This is a genomic window from Halomonas sp. C10-5, from assembly GCF_057169305.1.
On record NZ_CP175665.1, the window covers coordinates 3037427 to 3052101 of the forward strand.

14 protein-coding genes are annotated in these 14675 nt (G+C 68.0%); 7 read left to right on the forward strand and 7 right to left on the reverse strand.

Features of this window, described 5'->3' with window-relative positions; all coding sequences use genetic code 11:
• Window positions 1-72 precede the first annotated feature (72 nt).
• Both ACJ7IV_RS14190 and ACJ7IV_RS14195 read right to left on the reverse strand, forming a co-directional pair.
• Entirely contained in the window at window positions 73-204 is a 132-nt protein-coding gene (locus ACJ7IV_RS14190; RefSeq protein ID WP_483864929.1) for an entericidin A/B family lipoprotein, read from the reverse strand.
• Window positions 205-269: 65 nt separating this feature from the next.
• Window positions 270-1016, reverse strand: coding sequence for a sulfite exporter TauE/SafE family protein (locus tag ACJ7IV_RS14195; protein WP_483864930.1), 747 nt, complete (start codon window positions 1014-1016; stop codon window positions 270-272).
• 140 nt (window positions 1017-1156) lie between these two features.
• Between ACJ7IV_RS14195 and ACJ7IV_RS14200 the strand changes: the two genes are divergently transcribed.
• Window positions 1157-1600, forward strand: coding sequence for an HIT domain-containing protein (locus ACJ7IV_RS14200; protein WP_483864931.1), 444 nt, complete (start codon window positions 1157-1159; stop codon window positions 1598-1600).
• A 35-nt stretch (window positions 1601-1635) separates the two neighbouring features.
• Here ACJ7IV_RS14200 and ACJ7IV_RS14205 read toward each other — a convergent pair whose 3' ends face one another.
• The gene (locus ACJ7IV_RS14205; RefSeq protein WP_483864932.1) at window positions 1636-1995 is read right to left on the reverse strand and encodes a hypothetical protein; all 360 of its coding nucleotides are present in this window, start codon (window positions 1993-1995) and stop codon (window positions 1636-1638) included.
• Complete coding sequence (locus ACJ7IV_RS14210; RefSeq protein WP_483864933.1) at window positions 1992-2531, reverse strand: hypothetical protein; 540 nt, start codon at window positions 2529-2531, stop codon at window positions 1992-1994. The genes ACJ7IV_RS14205 and ACJ7IV_RS14210 overlap by 4 nt, the downstream gene beginning before the upstream one ends.
• A gap of 278 nt (window positions 2532-2809) precedes the next feature.
• Between ACJ7IV_RS14210 and ACJ7IV_RS14215 the strand changes: the two genes are divergently transcribed.
• Window positions 2810-3283 carry a Dps family protein gene (locus ACJ7IV_RS14215; protein WP_483864934.1) on the forward strand — a complete coding sequence of 158 codons (474 nt, stop codon included), beginning with the start codon at window positions 2810-2812 and terminating at the stop codon, window positions 3281-3283.
• A 75-nt stretch (window positions 3284-3358) separates the two neighbouring features.
• Here ACJ7IV_RS14215 and ACJ7IV_RS14220 read toward each other — a convergent pair whose 3' ends face one another.
• Both ACJ7IV_RS14220 and ACJ7IV_RS14225 read right to left on the reverse strand, forming a co-directional pair.
• Window positions 3359-4828, reverse strand: a complete 1470-nt coding sequence (locus tag ACJ7IV_RS14220) for an aminoacyl-histidine dipeptidase (RefSeq protein ID WP_483864935.1) — start codon at window positions 4826-4828, stop codon at window positions 3359-3361.
• A gap of 29 nt (window positions 4829-4857) precedes the next feature.
• Window positions 4858-7065, reverse strand: coding sequence for a tRNA(Met) cytidine acetyltransferase TmcA (locus tag ACJ7IV_RS14225; protein ID WP_483864936.1), 2208 nt, complete (start codon window positions 7063-7065; stop codon window positions 4858-4860).
• Window positions 7066-7430: 365 nt separating this feature from the next.
• Here ACJ7IV_RS14225 and dctP point away from each other — a divergent pair, with 365 nt between their 5' ends.
• From dctP to ACJ7IV_RS14245, 4 genes are all read left to right on the forward strand, one after another.
• On the forward strand, window positions 7431-8540 hold the full coding sequence (gene dctP, locus ACJ7IV_RS14230; protein WP_483864937.1) for a TRAP transporter substrate-binding protein DctP: 1110 nt from the start codon (window positions 7431-7433) through the stop codon (window positions 8538-8540).
• A gap of 93 nt (window positions 8541-8633) precedes the next feature.
• Window positions 8634-9137, forward strand: coding sequence for a TRAP transporter small permease subunit (locus ACJ7IV_RS14235; RefSeq protein ID WP_483864938.1), 504 nt, complete (start codon window positions 8634-8636; stop codon window positions 9135-9137).
• The gene (locus ACJ7IV_RS14240) at window positions 9134-10462 is read left to right on the forward strand and encodes a TRAP transporter large permease (protein ID WP_483864939.1); all 1329 of its coding nucleotides are present in this window, start codon (window positions 9134-9136) and stop codon (window positions 10460-10462) included. The genes ACJ7IV_RS14235 and ACJ7IV_RS14240 overlap by 4 nt, the downstream gene beginning before the upstream one ends.
• A 272-nt stretch (window positions 10463-10734) precedes the next feature.
• Window positions 10735-12312, forward strand: coding sequence for an ABC transporter permease (locus tag ACJ7IV_RS14245; protein ID WP_483866598.1), 1578 nt, complete (start codon window positions 10735-10737; stop codon window positions 12310-12312).
• Here the strand turns inward: ACJ7IV_RS14245 and ACJ7IV_RS14250 are convergent.
• The gene (locus tag ACJ7IV_RS14250; protein ID WP_483864940.1) at window positions 12229-13401 is read right to left on the reverse strand and encodes an ABC transporter ATP-binding protein; all 1173 of its coding nucleotides are present in this window, start codon (window positions 13399-13401) and stop codon (window positions 12229-12231) included. The genes ACJ7IV_RS14245 and ACJ7IV_RS14250 overlap by 84 nt on opposite strands.
• 223 nt (window positions 13402-13624) lie before the next feature.
• Between ACJ7IV_RS14250 and ACJ7IV_RS14255 the strand changes: the two genes are divergently transcribed.
• A complete protein-coding gene (locus ACJ7IV_RS14255) occupies window positions 13625-14653 on the forward strand; it encodes a Fe(3+) ABC transporter substrate-binding protein (RefSeq protein WP_483866599.1) in 1029 nt (342 codons plus the stop codon).
• Window positions 14654-14675 lie beyond the last annotated feature (22 nt).

Genomic DNA, 14675 nt, shown 5'->3' on the forward strand with positions numbered 1-14675 from the left:
CCTGGGTTTCTATCTCAGAAGCGATAAAAAACGCCGAAGCGACAATCGCTCCGGCGCGAAGTCCCTGGGGAATCAGTCGCTGGCGTCCTGGATCGCCTCGCCGCCGCGCTCGATGTCCTCACCGGCACCGCGAATGGTATTGCAGCCGGATAGCAGCGACATGGCGAACAGCGCCGCCAGAAGCATCGTCAGTGTGCGTTTCATGGTCGACCTCCTTGTGGAATTCGGATGTTGCTCCAGTAATTTAGCAGGTGACGGCAATACCCGCCTTACCCGATCAGCAGGCGCAGGATGATTGCCACGATCACCGCCACGGTGAGCCACTTGACCACGAAGGCCCCGCGCGGGCTGACGTTGACCTTCACCGCCAGCCAGGCCCCGGTCATGCTTCCCGCCGCCAGCAGCAGGCCGTAACCCCAGCGCACCTGATCCTCGACCAGGAAGATGAGCAGCGCCGGCAGGGTGTAGACCAGCACGATCAGCACCTTGAAGACATTCACCTGGGCCAGGTCGATCTTGAGCATCCGGTAGAGCACCACGATGAACAGGATGCCCACCCCCACCTGGATAAAGCCGCCGTAGAGCCCGATGCCGAACATCGCCAGGTAGATCGCCGGGGTCAGCCGCTCGGACGTCAGCGGACGGGTGTCCAGGCGCGGCTGAGGCAGCAGCATGAGCAGTGCCGACCCCGCCATCACCACGATCAGGATCGCCTCGAACAGGGCATCGCCGGTGCGCAGGGCCAGCCAGGCCCCGGCCAGCGAGCCCACCACCGCCGGCAGCGAGAGCCGCAGCGAGAGTCCCAGATGGCGTGCCCCAGCGCGAAAGAAGTTGTAGACCGCCGAGACGCTCTGCAGCGCAATGGAGACACGGTTGGTGCCGTTGGCCTCCTGGGGCGGCAGGCCCAGGAACATCAGCAGCGGCAGGGTGAGCATGGACCCACCGGCAGAGAGCACATTGATGAAGCCGGCCAGCGTGCCGATCAGCAGAAGGGCCAGCGCCTCGAACAGGGTCATGGGAGAGTCCTTTCAGGGGCGGGCTGCACAGCTTAGCCGCCCGGGCAGCCGGGGAAAACTCCCCGCGCTTCTGTACCAGCGGTTCTGTGGCATGATGCCAGGCAGGCGATACCACTCGTTGATTACCCGGGAGAGCCCAGATGGACCACTTCGAGCCCGATCCCCGCCTGGTGGAAGACAGCTATCCGGTCACCGAGCTGCCGCTGTGCCAGCTGCGGCTGATGAACGATACCCGCTTTCCCTGGCTGCTGCTGATCCCGCGCAAGCGAGGTGTCGGCGAGGTCTTCGAACTGGACGAGGCGGAGCAGCAGCAGTTGTGGCGGGAGGCGGGGCGGATCGGCCAGGCCTTCAAGACGCTGATGGAGGCCGACAAGCTGAATGTCGCGAGCCTCGGCAACGTGGTGGCACAGCTGCATGTGCACCTGGTGCTGCGCCGGGAGGGTGACGACGCCTGGCCGGGGCCGGTGTGGGGCCAGGGCGAGGCCACTCCCTACGACCTCGATGCCCTGGCCGCCATGCGTGACCGAGTATTGGCCATGATCGAGGGGCTCGACCTGCGCCCCGAGGCGGCAAAGGCCAGCTGAGGCCGCCGGCCGATACCGGGACTGCCGAGCCACAGTCAGTCACTGGCGGCAAACCTGGCGGCAATCTCCGCCGTCAGCCGCCCCAGGGTGCTCGGCGGCAGGACACGCCCGCCACGGGTGGCGGTCAGCGCAAGCTGGCTGCCCTCCCCCCGGGCCTCGACACGGACCAGTACTCGATAGCCCGGCCAGCGCGAGAACACCGCTTCGAGCCGACCCAGGGAGGCGTCGGCATGGCGCACCACATAGCCGCCCGCCATCAACGCCTCGGCGGCGGCCTCCAGGGCCGCATCCGGCGACGCGGCGAGCATCAACTCGGTGGGCGACGCCGCGGGCCGCGGGGTGGCGCACCCGGCGAGCAGCAGGGCCACCAGCAGCACGATCGGCAGACGACTCATGGCGCACTCCCGGCCCGCATGGCGCGGTGCAGGTCACTGCAGAAGGCCTCGGTGCTGGCACTGCGTGTCTCCACCAGCTCGCCGCGCCAGTCGATGATCTGCAGGTCGCGGCTGACCCGCACCTCACTCCCGCTGACCAGCAGCGAGACCCGCTCCAGCTGGGTAGCGTCGCGGGTCAGGCTGCCGACCCCGCCGAAGCCGATCATCACCCCGCCGCCGATGCCGCCACTGCCCCCGCCGAGGCCGATGCCGCCGAACACCCCGTGACGCCCCCCGGTAGCGTAGCGATCGCCGTAGCCGGGCAGGATGCGGGTACGCTCGGCGCTCACCAGTGCCGGGGCGGTGGCGGTATGGCGGATCAGGAAGCCGTCATCCTCCAGGGCGACCACCGCGCGACGCAGGATCTCGCCGGGTGGCTCGGCCGCAGCCGGCCAGCGGCAGGCCGCCGCGGGAGGTGGCTCCGCTACCGGCAAGGTCGCGGGAACGGTCTGGCAGCCGGCCAGTGCCAGCATGATGAGCAACGGCCAGGGACGCATGGTCTCTCTCCCGAGGTTGGACAGCTCCAGTGTAGGCCAGGGCAATCGCGGTTACCGACAGGGTGATGGCGAAAGGCGCCGGGAACAGCCTTGAGCGGTACTGCCATCTGCGATTGCCCCGCACTGTAGGCGCGGCGGGGTGACGCAGGTCACTTGAAATCGGCATCGCCTGCCAAGATGTCATGCAACACGGCTATCATGGCCATGATCAGGATGCGCTGGCCGCCATCTGGTGGCACGCTGATCATGGATACCCAAGCGACCAAGGAGGCATTCGCATGAGCGACACCAACCGTATCGGCCTGCACGAGGCCAGCGCCAGCCAGCTGGCCGAGAAGCTCAACGAGCTGCTGGCCAACTACCAGATCTTCTACATGAACGTGCGCGGCTACCACTGGAACGTGAAGGGGCCGCAGTTCTTCCAGCTCCACGAGAAGTTCGAGGAGCTCTACACCGACCTGCTGACCAAGGTCGACGAGGTTGCCGAGCGCATCCTTACCCTGGGCCACCAGCCGGTGCACGCCTACAGTGACTACGTCGAGATTTCGCGCGTCAAGGAGGACAAGAACGTCTCGGACGGCAAGACCTGCGTCGAGGGCGTGCTGGCAGGCTATCAGGTGCTGATCGAGCTGCAGCGCGAGATCCTCTCCCTGGCCTCGGATGCCGACGACGAGGGCACTGCCGCCCAGGCCGGCGACTATATCCGCGAGCAGGAGAAGACCGTATGGATGCTGGCCAGCTACCTGGCCTGATCCGGAAGCAGGGTTTCTCTCACGACAACGCCGGGCCCCCAGGCCCGGCGTTGTCGTATCTGGCTGGCGCGGCGCTCAGGCCGCGGGGCGAGCCAGGTCTTCCACCAGGGCGCGCAGCAGCGTCCAGAACTCCTCAACCGAGGCGACCTCGACCCGCTCGTCCGGCGAGTGGGCGCCGCGGATCAGCGGGCCGAAGGAGATCATCTCCAGCTCGGGGTACTTGCCGCCCAGAATGCCGCACTCCAGCCCGGCATGGATCACCTTGACCGCCGCCTCGCTGCCCAACCGTTCGCGGTGCACCCGCTGGAAGCGCGTGAGCAGCTCGCTGCCCGGCTGCGGTGTCCAGCCCGGATAGCCGTTCTCGATGCGCACCCGGGCGCCGATCAGCTCGAATAGCGCACGCAGGCGGTCGGCCAGGTCCCGGGTGGCGCTGTCGCGCAGCGAGCGTACCAGGGCACCGAGCTGGAAGCGTCCTTTCTCGAGGCTGACCACCCCGAGGTTATTGGAGGTCTCGACCACGCCAGGCACCTCCTGGCTCATGCGCTCGACGCCGCAGGGAGCGGCGTGCAGGGCGGCCAGCAGCAGGTGGGTCGCCTGGGGATTGAGCGGCTCGTCGGCGGGCCTCTCAGTCGCCTCGAGGGTCAGCGAAAGCCCATCGTCGACCCCGGCCAGCTCGGCGCGCAGGGTGGCCTCGAGGGCTGCCATCTCGGCCGTGGCGGCCTCGCGCTCCTCCTCGGGCAGCGCCAGCACGGCGAAGGCCTCCCGCGGCAGGGCGTTACGCAGGGTGCCGCCCTGGTAGCTCACCAGGCGGGCATCGAAGCACTCCAGGGCGCGCAACGCGCGGACCAGCAGCCGGTTGGCGTTGCCCAGCCCCTTGTGGATATCGATTCCCGAGTGGCCGCCGCGCAGGCCGGTGAGCGACAGCCGCAGCGCCACCTCGTCGTCGGCCATCGCCGCGGTCGGCAGCTGCGCCTCCACCACCACATCGGTGCCGCCGGCACAGCCGATGAACACCTCGCCACGATCCTCGGAGTCGAGGTTGAGCAGGTAGTGCCCGGTGAGCCAGCCTTCGGCGAGGTTGAGCGCCCCGCCCATGCCGGACTCCTCCTCCAGGGTGAAGAGCGCCTCTAGCGGGCCATGCTCGAGGTCATCGGCCTCGAGGATCGCCAGGGCGGCAGCCACACCGAGGCCGTTGTCGGCACCCAGGGTTGTGCCGCTGGCGCGCAGCCAGCCATCGTCGCCGAGGCGGGTCTCGATGGGGTCGCGGGTGAAGTCGTGGGGGCGGTCGCTGTTGGCCTGGGGCACCATGTCCAGGTGGCCCTGAAAGATCACCCCCGGGGCGGCCTCGCGGCCAGGAGTCGCGGGCTTGCGGATCAGCAGGTTGCCGAAGGCATCGCGCTCGTGGGCGAGGCCCCAGGCGTCGGCCCAGGCCTCGAGGCGCTCCGCCAGGGCGGCCTCGTGGCCGGAGGGGCGCGGGGTCTCGCACAGGGTGCGGAAGTGGCGCCACAGCGGCTGCGGCGCGAGCCGGTCGAGATGTTCGTTCATGGGGATCCTTCCTGATTGACCGACCTACCTTACTCAGCCCGCTCCGGCAGGGGAAGAGAAGGCAACAGCCTCCCTGCCGCCTGGCGGAGCCGGGCGGTGGCCTGGCGGCGCCCCGGCACGCCGAGGCGCCGGGCCAGGGCCTCGCCGGCCAGGCCCTGGAAGCCCCAGGCCACCAGCAGCGCCAGGTCGGCATCCTCGGGAGGCACGCCGCGGGCCAGTGCGTGACGCACCAGTGCCTGCAGCGCGTGGCGGGCCAGCGCCGGCTCACGGTGGCCGGCCGCGACATCCTCGGCATCCTGGCGATCGTCGTCGGTAAGGGCCGGTCCGTCACCCTCCGACAGCAGGGCGGCGGCCACTTCCGGCGCCAGGTCGTGCAACTCGAAGGCAAGCAGGCCCGGCAAGGCGCGCTGGAAGCGCTCGGTCAGGGTGGCCAGCAGGCGCTCGCCGCCCTCGCCGGTGGCCCGGGCCACCATCAGGGCGTGTTCACCGGTGGCGGTCTCGCGGGTCAGGCCCAGGCGCACCGCGCGAAACCCCAGGCGTCGCCAGAAGGCGATCAGCCCGGGCTCGGCGCCGAAGCTGGCGCCAAGCAGGTCGCAGCCATCCTCCCGTGCTCGCGCCAGCTCCGCCTCGACCAGCGCCTGCCCCAGTCCCTCCCGGCGGCGCTCGGGGGTTACGGCGATGCGTACCACCCGGCGCAGGCGACCGGTAAGCGCTTCCCGGGATCCGGCGTGGGCGGCCAGGGACTGGGCCATGAGGTGGCCACGGGGGCGCCGCTCGCCACGGGCGACTCGCTCGGCCAGCTCCGCCGCGAAGCCCCCCTCGTCGGCGGTCAGCACCACCCCCAGCGGCGCGTCATCTGCCATCAGCGCGCCGACGGCCAGGCCGGGACCGTCCAGCAGCAGGCGCAGGTCGCTCGGCGTGGTCCGGTAGTGGGCCTGCACCAGCAGGCCGAACAGGGCACGCAGGCGTGGCTCATCGACGACAAGTTCATCCCGCGGCAACCACTCCGGCATGCCGTCGGCCCGCGCCGCGGACTCGGGAGGTTCGGCATCCAGCATCAGCAGGCGATGGACCAGTGGCTCCAGCGGATCGTCACTTGCCCAGCGGATCGGTTCGGCCAGGTGCAGCCCGCGCCACTCCGGCGTGGTGCGCGCGAGACGCTCACGGAAGCGCAGGGCGAACCCCCGGCCGGAGCCCTCGTAACCGTGCACCGTGGTGGCAAAGGCAATGCGCGGGAAGGCCTCGAGCCACTCGCCGAGCAGCCCGGCGGGGATCGCCGCCGCCTCGTCCACCAGCAGCAGCCTTCCGGCGCCGCCCAGCTCACCTTGCCGAGCCAGCTCGGCCAGCGCATCGGGGGCCACGAAGCGAATCGCGCCGTGGTCGGTGATAAAGGCGTGCCCCTGCCGCTCGCCGTGGGAGCAGAGCGCCGCCAGGCGTTCGAAGAGGCTATCCACCGCCGCCGGCCGCGGCGCGGTGACCAGCACCTCGCTCTCCCCCGCGGCCAGCCAGCGGGCACAGGCAATACCCAGGGCGGCACTCTTGCCGCGTCCGCGGTCGGCGGTGATCACCAGCGGACGACGGCGACGCAGGCGGCCCAGGCGGGCCACCGCCTGGGCCTGGTCGGCGGTCAGGCAGTCGCCGTCGCCCACCGTCACCCCGTTGCACACTTCGCGAACGGCGAGCCTGGGCAGGCACGGCACTTGCCCGGCGCGCCAGCGAATCACCTCGTCGGCGCCTGCCAACAGCCGCGCCAGCCGGGCCAGGTAGCGGCTGGAGAGCGCCTCGGGCCGCCAGGGGTGCTCGGCCAGCCGCACATAGTCGGCATCCGGACGGGCGCCCCAGTCCTCCGGGGTCATCAGCACCAGCAGGCCGCCGGCGCACAGGGTGCCGACCAGGGCCGCGACGGCGTCGGGGTCGAAGCCCGCCCCGCAGGAGACGGCGTCGATCACCAGCAGGTCGTGCTCGCCCCCCAGGCGAGTGCGCGCCCGGGCCGGCGCCAGCCAGTGCGTCTCTTCGACCTGCCGGGGGCCCTCGGGTGCCACCCAGAGGGGCGCACGCCAGCCACCGGCTCTCCACAGCTCGACAGCGGCTCCGCGACACGCCTCCGGCGTGCCCTGCAGCCACGCCAGTCCCCGCCAGCGACGCCGGCCGAGCCGCCTGGCATGGGCCAACAATGGCCGCGCCGCGGCGTGCCGCTCGCCCCCTTCTCTGGCCCCTTCCTCTTGCCTCTGGATCATCGCCCCTCCCCTGGCACCGTGGCCGCTTCTAGCACTTTGGTCTTATGGCGATGCAACATTCAACGCTGGAGGTCCCGCAAACCGCGACCTTTACGTTAACGTAAGCCAAGTCCAAACTATTGATAAAGAAACATTTTATCAACATCGCCTAGGCCCTGTACTGACAGGCTACCGGTACCGCCACCTTGCCCCCGGGGGGCACCTCCGTCACAACGACGAGATCGTCGCGCAAGCCAATAGCGTGCTAGCTTGGGGCCGAAGTTGCGGATCTGCCAATGCAGCATGCCAACGGCCCCCGCAACCCGGCATTATCCGGTCGACGCCGAGAGGCGCCGCCGCCTGCTCAGACCCGAAGGGAGAACAACATGAAAGCAATGCGCACCTTCACGCTCACCGGCCTGGCCGCCGGCGTGGCCCTGGCCACGCTGAGCACCACCGCCCAGGCCCAGGAAGAGTGGACCATGACCACCACCTGGCCGGACAACCTGGACCTGATCCAGATCGACCGCCACTGGGTGGAGCTGGTCAACAAGCTGGCCGGCGAAGAACTGACCATCGACTTCCGCGCCGGCGGCACCCTGATGCCCGGCACCGAGGTGTTCGACGCCACCCAGACCGGCGCCATCGAGGCAGCCGGCGACTGGCCCGGCTACTGGGCCGGCCTGAGCCCGGCCTTCTCGCCGCTGGCCACCACCACCAGCCTCTTCAACGGCGTGGATTACCTCAACTGGATCAACCAGTGGGGCGGCTGGGACCTCTACCAGGAGGTCTACGGCGAGTACGACATGGTCTACCTGCCCTACGGCATCACCAACAACGAGTCCGGCTTCATGGGCGGCACGCCCATCGAGAGCATCGCCGACCTCGAGGGCAAGCGCCTGCGCCTCTCCGGCCGCGACCAGGGTCGCGTGCTCGAGCAGCTGGGTGGCTCCCAGGTCACCCTGGCCGGCGGCGAGGTCTACCAGGCCATCGAGCGCGGCGTGATCGACGCCGGCGAGTTCTCCACCCCGGGGGTCGACTACAAGGCCGGCTTCGGCGAGGTCGCCGACTACTGGTCCACCCCGGGCTGGCACCAGTCCGCCAGCGTGTTCGGCGTGATGATCAACAAGGACGCCTGGGATGCCCTCTCCGAGGAGACCCAGGAGAAGCTGAAGATCGCCGCCGAGGCCACCATGGCCTGGTCGCTGGCCTGGTCCGAGCGCGGCTCCACCGAGGCCACCGTCAAGTTCAAGGACGAGGGCATGACCATCAATCAGCTGTCCGAGGAGGACCTGGCCCGCATCCAGGAGGTCACCAACGAGGTGATCCTGCAGGGCGCCTGCGAGGACCCGATGCATGCCAAGGTCTACCACTCCATGGTCAGCTACCTGGAGCACTACGCCAACTGGCGTGACGTGACCGTGCCCTTCAACATGAGCCGCACCATGGACAACCTGCCGTCCCTGGAGGAGCTCGAGGCCTGCATGAACCAGTAATCGGGAAAACCGCCGGGCCCTCGGGGCCCGGCTCCCCTGCGGCGCCCCTGGCGCCGCCTTTCGTCTGATTCGCCTGTTTCCGAGAGCCTCACCATGAACGCCATTGCCAGGGCCATCGATGCCCTCAACGAGGGGTTCGGACGCCTGATCGCCCCGCTACTAGCCGTGATCACGCTGATCGTGATCTATGATATCGCCGCCCGCTTCTTCATCGGACGCCCCAGCGACTGGGCCTTCGATGTCACCAAGATGCTGTTCGGCGCCCATTTCATGCTGATGGCCGCCTTCGGCCTGCGCCATCACGCCCACGTCGAGGTCGACGTGCTCAAGCGCCTGCTCTCCCACCGCAAGCAGGCGGTGCTGGACATTCTCGGCTACCTGCTCTTCTTCGTGCCCTTCATCTGGATGCTGCTGACCTTCGGCTGGGCCTTCTTCGAGCGCTCCTTCAGCCGCGGCGAGACCACCTACGGCATGATGTCCATCCCGGTCTACCCGGTGAAGGGCGTGATTGTGGTGGCCGCCGTGCTGCTGCTGCTGCAGGCCATCGCCATCGTCATCCGCGCCTTCGGTGAACTGCGCAAGGAGACCACCGCATGAGCCCCGAGATGCTCACCCTGTTCATGTTCAGCGGTCTGCTGATCGGCCTGTTCATGGGCCATCCGCTGGCCTTCGTGCTGGGCGGCGTGGCCGTGCTCGGCGCCTGGCTCGGTCCCGGTGCCAAGACCCTGGGCATCCTGATCAACAACATCTATGGCAACTCCATGGACAACTATGTCCTGGTGGCCATCCCGTTGTTCGTGCTGATGGCACGCTTCCTCAATGACTCCGGCGTCACCGAGAAGATGTTCGACACCATGCGCCTGCTGCTGGCCAACCTGCGCGGCGGCCTGGCACTCACCGTGGTCATCGTCTCGGTGCTGCTGGCCGCCACCACCGGCATCGTCGGCGCCTCCATCGCGGTGATGGGCATGATCGCCCTGGTCCCGATGCTGAAGTACTCCTACAACAAGGAGCTGAGTACCGGGGTGATCATGGCCAGCGGCTGCCTGGGCATCCTGATCCCTCCCAGCATCATGCTGATCCTGATGGCCAGCTACTCGCCGGTCTCGGTGGGCGCGCTGTTCGCCGGCGCCCTGGTACCCGGGGTGATGCTGGGCACCATGTACGCGCTCTACGTACTGATCATCTGCTTTATCAAACCCAGCTATGGCCCGGCCGTGCCGGCCGCGGAGCGCGCCGAGACCTCGACCGGCGAGTTGCTGATCATGCTCGGCAAATACGTGCTGCCGCCCATGTCGCTGATCCTCGGCGTACTGGGTTCGTTGTTCCTGGGCATCGCCACGGCCACCGAGGCCTCGGCCATCGGGGTCTTCATCGCCTTCCTGCTGTTCCTGATCTTCGGCGACCGCAAGGCCTCCACCTGCTATCGCACCCTGATCGAGGCCAGCAAGACCACCACCATGGTAATGCTGGTGGTGGTGGGGGCCACCGCCTTCACCGGGGTGTTCTCCATCGGTGGCGGCATGGACGTCATCCACAACGTGGTGACGGCGATGCCCGGCGGGACCACCGGGGCGCTGATCCTGATGCTGTTCCTGGTCTTCATCCTGGGCATGTTCCTGGACTGGACCGGCATCGTGCTGCTCAGCTTCCCCATCATGCTGCCCATCGTCGACACCATGGGCGTGGATATGCTGTGGTTCGTGGTGATGGTCGCCGTGGTACTGCAGACCTCCTTCCTGACCCCCCCGTTCGGCTATGCGCTCTTCTACCTCAAGGGGGTGGCGCCGCCCGGAGTGGAGATCGTCGACCTCTACAAGGCGGTGGTGCCCTTCGTGGCACTGATCGTGCTGGCCTGCGTGCTGATGGCCTTCTTCCCGGTGCTGATCACCGGCCTGCCGGCGATGCTGCTGGGCTACTGACCCTCCCCGAGCAGTACGAGGCGCGACGCCCGCCGTCATATGACGGCGGGCGTCGTCGTCTTGACACCGGTCAGCCGAAGTCGGCTGCAGCGATCGGGCGCAACTGATACCATTTGCCGTCGTCAACGTCTCGCATTTGCTTTTCCGCGCCTGCAAGGAGCCTTCCCTTGTCTCGACCCTCCAGCGGTGGCCTGCCCGCCCTATCGCGCCGGCTGATTCCCTCCTTCACCCCCTGGACCGCCCTGCTGCTCGGGGTCGCCCTGATCGTGGCGATGCCGGTGCTGGCGGTACTGGCGCATATCCTGATGCCCACCGGCGGCGTCTGGCAGCACCTGGCCAGCACGGTGCTGCCACGCTACCTGGCCAACACCCTGTTCCTGGTGATCACGGTGGGGCTCGGTACCCTGGTGATCGGCACCGGCACCGCCTGGCTGGTGGTGATGTGCCGTTTCCCGGGACGTCGGTTGTTCGAGTGGGCACTGCTACTGCCGCTGGCCGTACCCACCTACGTGATCGCCTACGCCTACACCGACTTCCTGCAGTTTTCCGGCCCGTTGCAGGGGTGGTTGCGCGACCTGTTCGGCTGGAGCTTCGGTGACTACTGGTTCCCCGAGGTGCGTTCACTGGGCGGCGCGGCGACGCTGATCACCCTGGTGCTCTACCCCTACGTCTACATGCTGGCGCGCGCCTCCTTCATGGAGCAGTCGGTGTGCATGCTGGACGTGGGTCGCACCCTGGGCCGCGGCCCCTGGCAGCTGTTCCGCAGCGTGGCGATCCCGCTGTCGCGCCCCGCCCTGGTGGGTGGCGTATCGCTGGCGCTGATGGAGACCCTGAACGAGTTCGGCGCGGTGCAGTACTTCGGCGTGGATACCTTCACCACCGGCATCTACCGCACCTGGTTCGGCCTCGGCGAGCAGGTCGCCGCTGCCCAGCTGGCCGCCTGCCTGCTGGCCTTCGTGATCGCCCTGGTGCTGCTGGAGCGCTGGTCGCGGGGCAAGCGCCGCTACTTCCACACCTCCAGCCGCTACCAGCAGCTGCCGGAGTTCCAGCTCGGCGGCTGGGCCTCGGCCGGCGCCTTCCTGGCCTGCCTGCTGCCGATCCTGGGTGGTTTCCTGATTCCCAGCGGTATCCTCGCCGAGCTGGCCATCGAGCAGGGCGACGCGCTGTTCGGGTCGAGCTTTATCGGTTACGCCCGCAACAGCCTGGTGCTGGCCAGCATCGCCGCGCTGATCGCGGTGACCCTGGCGGTGGTGCTCAGCTACGGGGTACGCCTCAACGATACCCGGCTGACCCGCACTGCCACGCGCATCTCGGCCATGGGCTATGCGATCCCGGGTTCGGTGGTCGCGGTCGGCATCCTGATCCCCTTCGCCTGGCTGGACAACACCATCAACACCTGGCTGCTGTCGCGCGGTGGGGAGGTGATCGGACTGATCTTCAGCGGCTCGGCGTTCATCCTGATCTACGCCTATGTGGTGCGTTTCCTGGCGGTATCGTTCAATGCCGTGGAGGCCAGCCTGGGCAAGGTGACCCCGAGCATGGACGCCGCCTCACGCACCCTGGGCCAGACTGCCACCGGCACCCTCAAGCGCGTGCACACCCCGATCATGCGCGGCAGCCTGCTGGCGGCCTGCATCCTGGTGTTCGTGGATGTGATGAAGGAGCTGCCGGCAACCATCATCCTGCGCCCCTTCAACTTCGATACCCTCGCGGTGCGGGCTCACAGCCTGGCGGCCGACGAGCGGCTCGCCGAGGCCTCGACGGCCTCACTGGCCATCGTGGTCGTAGGCATAGTGCCGGTGATCCTGCTGAGCCTGGCCATGCGCCGCTCGCGCCCCGGCGGGGAGTGAGGGAAAGACGAATACCTGGGAGGGGTCGAGTCGCAGGGTCACGGGCTGGCCCTCGGCAGGCAGGAAGACCCCCGGCACCCGAGCGTGGACGTGAGCCTCCTCACCGTCGGGAGCATGGGCACAGATATGCAGCAGGCTACTGCGTCCCAGCAGCTTGGCCATGACGATATGGCTATGGCTATGCGTTTCCGCCGGCGCATCCAGCGCCGCGACCTGCAGCGCCTCCGGCCGCACCAGCACCCGTGCGGTGCTCCCCTCGGCCAGCCAGCCGGCATCCACGGGGCCCACCGGGGTCAGTACCTGGCCGTCGCGAACCTCGCCGGAGAGCTCGTTCACCTCACCGAAGAAGGTCACCACGAAGGGATCGCTGGGGTTGCAGTAGAGCTCTCGCGGCGTGCCTACCTGGACGATATGGCCATCGCGCATCAGCGCGATGCGGTCGGCCATGAACATCGCCTCCTCCGGGTCGTGGGTCACCAGCAGGGTGGCGGCCCCGACCTTCTTGAGCACATGCAGGGTGTCATCACGGATCTGGTCGCGCAGTCGCGCATCGAGGCTGGAGAAGGGCTCGTCGAGCAGCATCAGGTGCGGCTCGGGTGCCAGGGCGCGGGCCAGGGCCACGCGCTGCTGCTGACCACCGGAGAGCATGTGCGGATAGCTCTCGGCGTGAGCCGCCATGCCCAGCTGCTCGAGCAGCGTCAGGGCGCGTTGACGGCGCTCCCCCGCCGGCAGGTGCTTGAGCCCGAAGGTCACGTTCTCGAGCACGGAGAGGTGGGGGAAGAGTGCGGAATCCTGGAAGGCCAGGCCGACACTGCGCTTCTCGGGGGGTAGATGACGCCCACCGGAGCGCGCCACTTCCTTGCCTTCCAGAGCTACACGGCCCTGCTGCAGCTTCTCGAGACCGGCGGCGATGCGCAGCAGGGTGGTCTTGCCGCAGCCCGAGGGGCCCAGCAGGCAGACCACCTCGCCGGGCAGCACTTCGAGGTCGATGCCCTTCACCACTTCGTGCCTGCCGAAGGCATGGTGGATGCCCTGCATCGATAGTGCCGGTGCGGCTGAGGAGAGCGATTGCTGGAGATTCTGGTTCATGGGGCCCTCGACGTCGTGTCGGTGGAGTTGCCCTTATCATAACCGATCGTGAGCGCTAATGCGTTTGAAAGCGACTCGCATTCAGCGAATTACCTGCTTCAGCGCAAGGAATCTGCCCACGGCCACTTGACGTCGCCGACATGCGGGGCTTCAATAGGCGTGTCAATAATGCAACGTATTATCATTCCACTCATCCATTCCACCGGAAACCACCGAGGTCATGATGATCAAGCACGCTCGTCTCGCCGCTCCCATCGCCGTCGCGCTGGCCGGCTCCGCCTTCGCTACCGTCGCCTCCGCCGACGAGTTGAATATCTACTCGGCGCGCCACTACGACTCCGACGAGGCGCTCTATCAGGCCTTCACCGAGGAGACCGGTATCGAGGTCAACCTGCTGGAAGGCGATTCGGATCAGCTGATCGAACGCATCACCCGCGAGGGCGTGGCCAGTCCCGCCGACGTGATGATCACCGTGGACGCCGGCCGCCTGTGGCGCGCCGAGCAGGAGGAGATCTTCCAGAGCGTCGATTCCGAGGTGCTGAACGAGCGCCTGCCGGAGGCCATGCGCCACCCCGAGGGGCTGTGGTTCGGCTTCAGCCAGCGCGCCCGCGCCATCTTCTATGACCGCGAGAGTTTCGATCCGAGCCAGATCGGCAGCTACGAGGAGCTCGCCGACCCGAAATTCGAGGGCGAGGTGTGCATTCGTTCCTCGAACAATATCTACAACCAGTCGCTGCTCGCCTCGCTGGTCGAGCATCACGGCGCCGAGGGTGCCGAGGAGTGGGCCCAGGGCGTGGTCGCCAACATGGCCCGCGATCCCGCGGGTGGCGACACCGACCAGATCAAGGGCGTGGCCAACGGCGAGTGCGACCTGGCGGTGGCCAACCACTACTACTACGTGCGCCTGTTGCACTCCGACGACGAGGCGGATCGCGAGGTCGCCCGCCGGGTCGGCGTGATCTTCCCCAACCAGGATGACCGCGGCACCCATATCAACGTCGGCGGTGCCGGTGTGGTCGAGGGGGCTCCCAACCGCGAGAACGCGGTGCGTTTCCTGGAGTTCCTGGCCTCCGACACCGCCCAGGAGATCTTCGCCAACGGCAACTACGAGTTCCCGGTGGTGGCAGACGTGAAGAAGAATCCGGTGCTCGAATCCTGGGGCAACTTCAAGATGGACAGCCTCAACATCAGCAAGCTGGGCGAGAACAACCCCGAGGCGATCAAGATCTTCGATCGCGTCGGCTGGCGCTAAGCCTTTCGGCCCTCGCTTCAAC

What these genes read in the sequence shown, in the direction of transcription:
- ACJ7IV_RS14210 (WP_483864933.1), bottom strand. Translation starts at nt 2,531, where the DNA reads ATGCGTCCCTGGCCGTTGCTCATCATGCTGGCACTGGCCGGCTGCCAG.
- ACJ7IV_RS14195 (WP_483864930.1), bottom strand. Translation starts at nt 1,016, where the DNA reads ATGACCCTGTTCGAGGCGCTGGCCCTTCTGCTGATCGGCACGCTGGCC.
- ACJ7IV_RS14220 (WP_483864935.1), bottom strand. Translation starts at nt 4,828, where the DNA reads ATGAACGAACATCTCGACCGGCTCGCGCCGCAGCCGCTGTGGCGCCAC.
- ACJ7IV_RS14190 (WP_483864929.1), bottom strand. Translation starts at nt 204, where the DNA reads ATGAAACGCACACTGACGATGCTTCTGGCGGCGCTGTTCGCCATGTCG.
- ACJ7IV_RS14255 (WP_483866599.1), top strand. Translation starts at nt 13,625, where the DNA reads ATGATCAAGCACGCTCGTCTCGCCGCTCCCATCGCCGTCGCGCTGGCC.
- ACJ7IV_RS14215 (WP_483864934.1), top strand. Translation starts at nt 2,810, where the DNA reads ATGAGCGACACCAACCGTATCGGCCTGCACGAGGCCAGCGCCAGCCAG.
- ACJ7IV_RS14240 (WP_483864939.1), top strand. Translation starts at nt 9,134, where the DNA reads ATGAGCCCCGAGATGCTCACCCTGTTCATGTTCAGCGGTCTGCTGATC.
- dctP (WP_483864937.1), top strand. Translation starts at nt 7,431, where the DNA reads ATGAAAGCAATGCGCACCTTCACGCTCACCGGCCTGGCCGCCGGCGTG.
- ACJ7IV_RS14205 (WP_483864932.1), bottom strand. Translation starts at nt 1,995, where the DNA reads ATGAGTCGTCTGCCGATCGTGCTGCTGGTGGCCCTGCTGCTCGCCGGG.
- ACJ7IV_RS14200 (WP_483864931.1), top strand. Translation starts at nt 1,157, where the DNA reads ATGGACCACTTCGAGCCCGATCCCCGCCTGGTGGAAGACAGCTATCCG.
- ACJ7IV_RS14235 (WP_483864938.1), top strand. Translation starts at nt 8,634, where the DNA reads ATGAACGCCATTGCCAGGGCCATCGATGCCCTCAACGAGGGGTTCGGA.
- ACJ7IV_RS14250 (WP_483864940.1), bottom strand. Translation starts at nt 13,401, where the DNA reads ATGAACCAGAATCTCCAGCAATCGCTCTCCTCAGCCGCACCGGCACTA.
- ACJ7IV_RS14245 (WP_483866598.1), top strand. Translation starts at nt 10,735, where the DNA reads ATGCCGGTGCTGGCGGTACTGGCGCATATCCTGATGCCCACCGGCGGC.
- ACJ7IV_RS14225 (WP_483864936.1), bottom strand. Translation starts at nt 7,065, where the DNA reads ATGATCCAGAGGCAAGAGGAAGGGGCCAGAGAAGGGGGCGAGCGGCAC.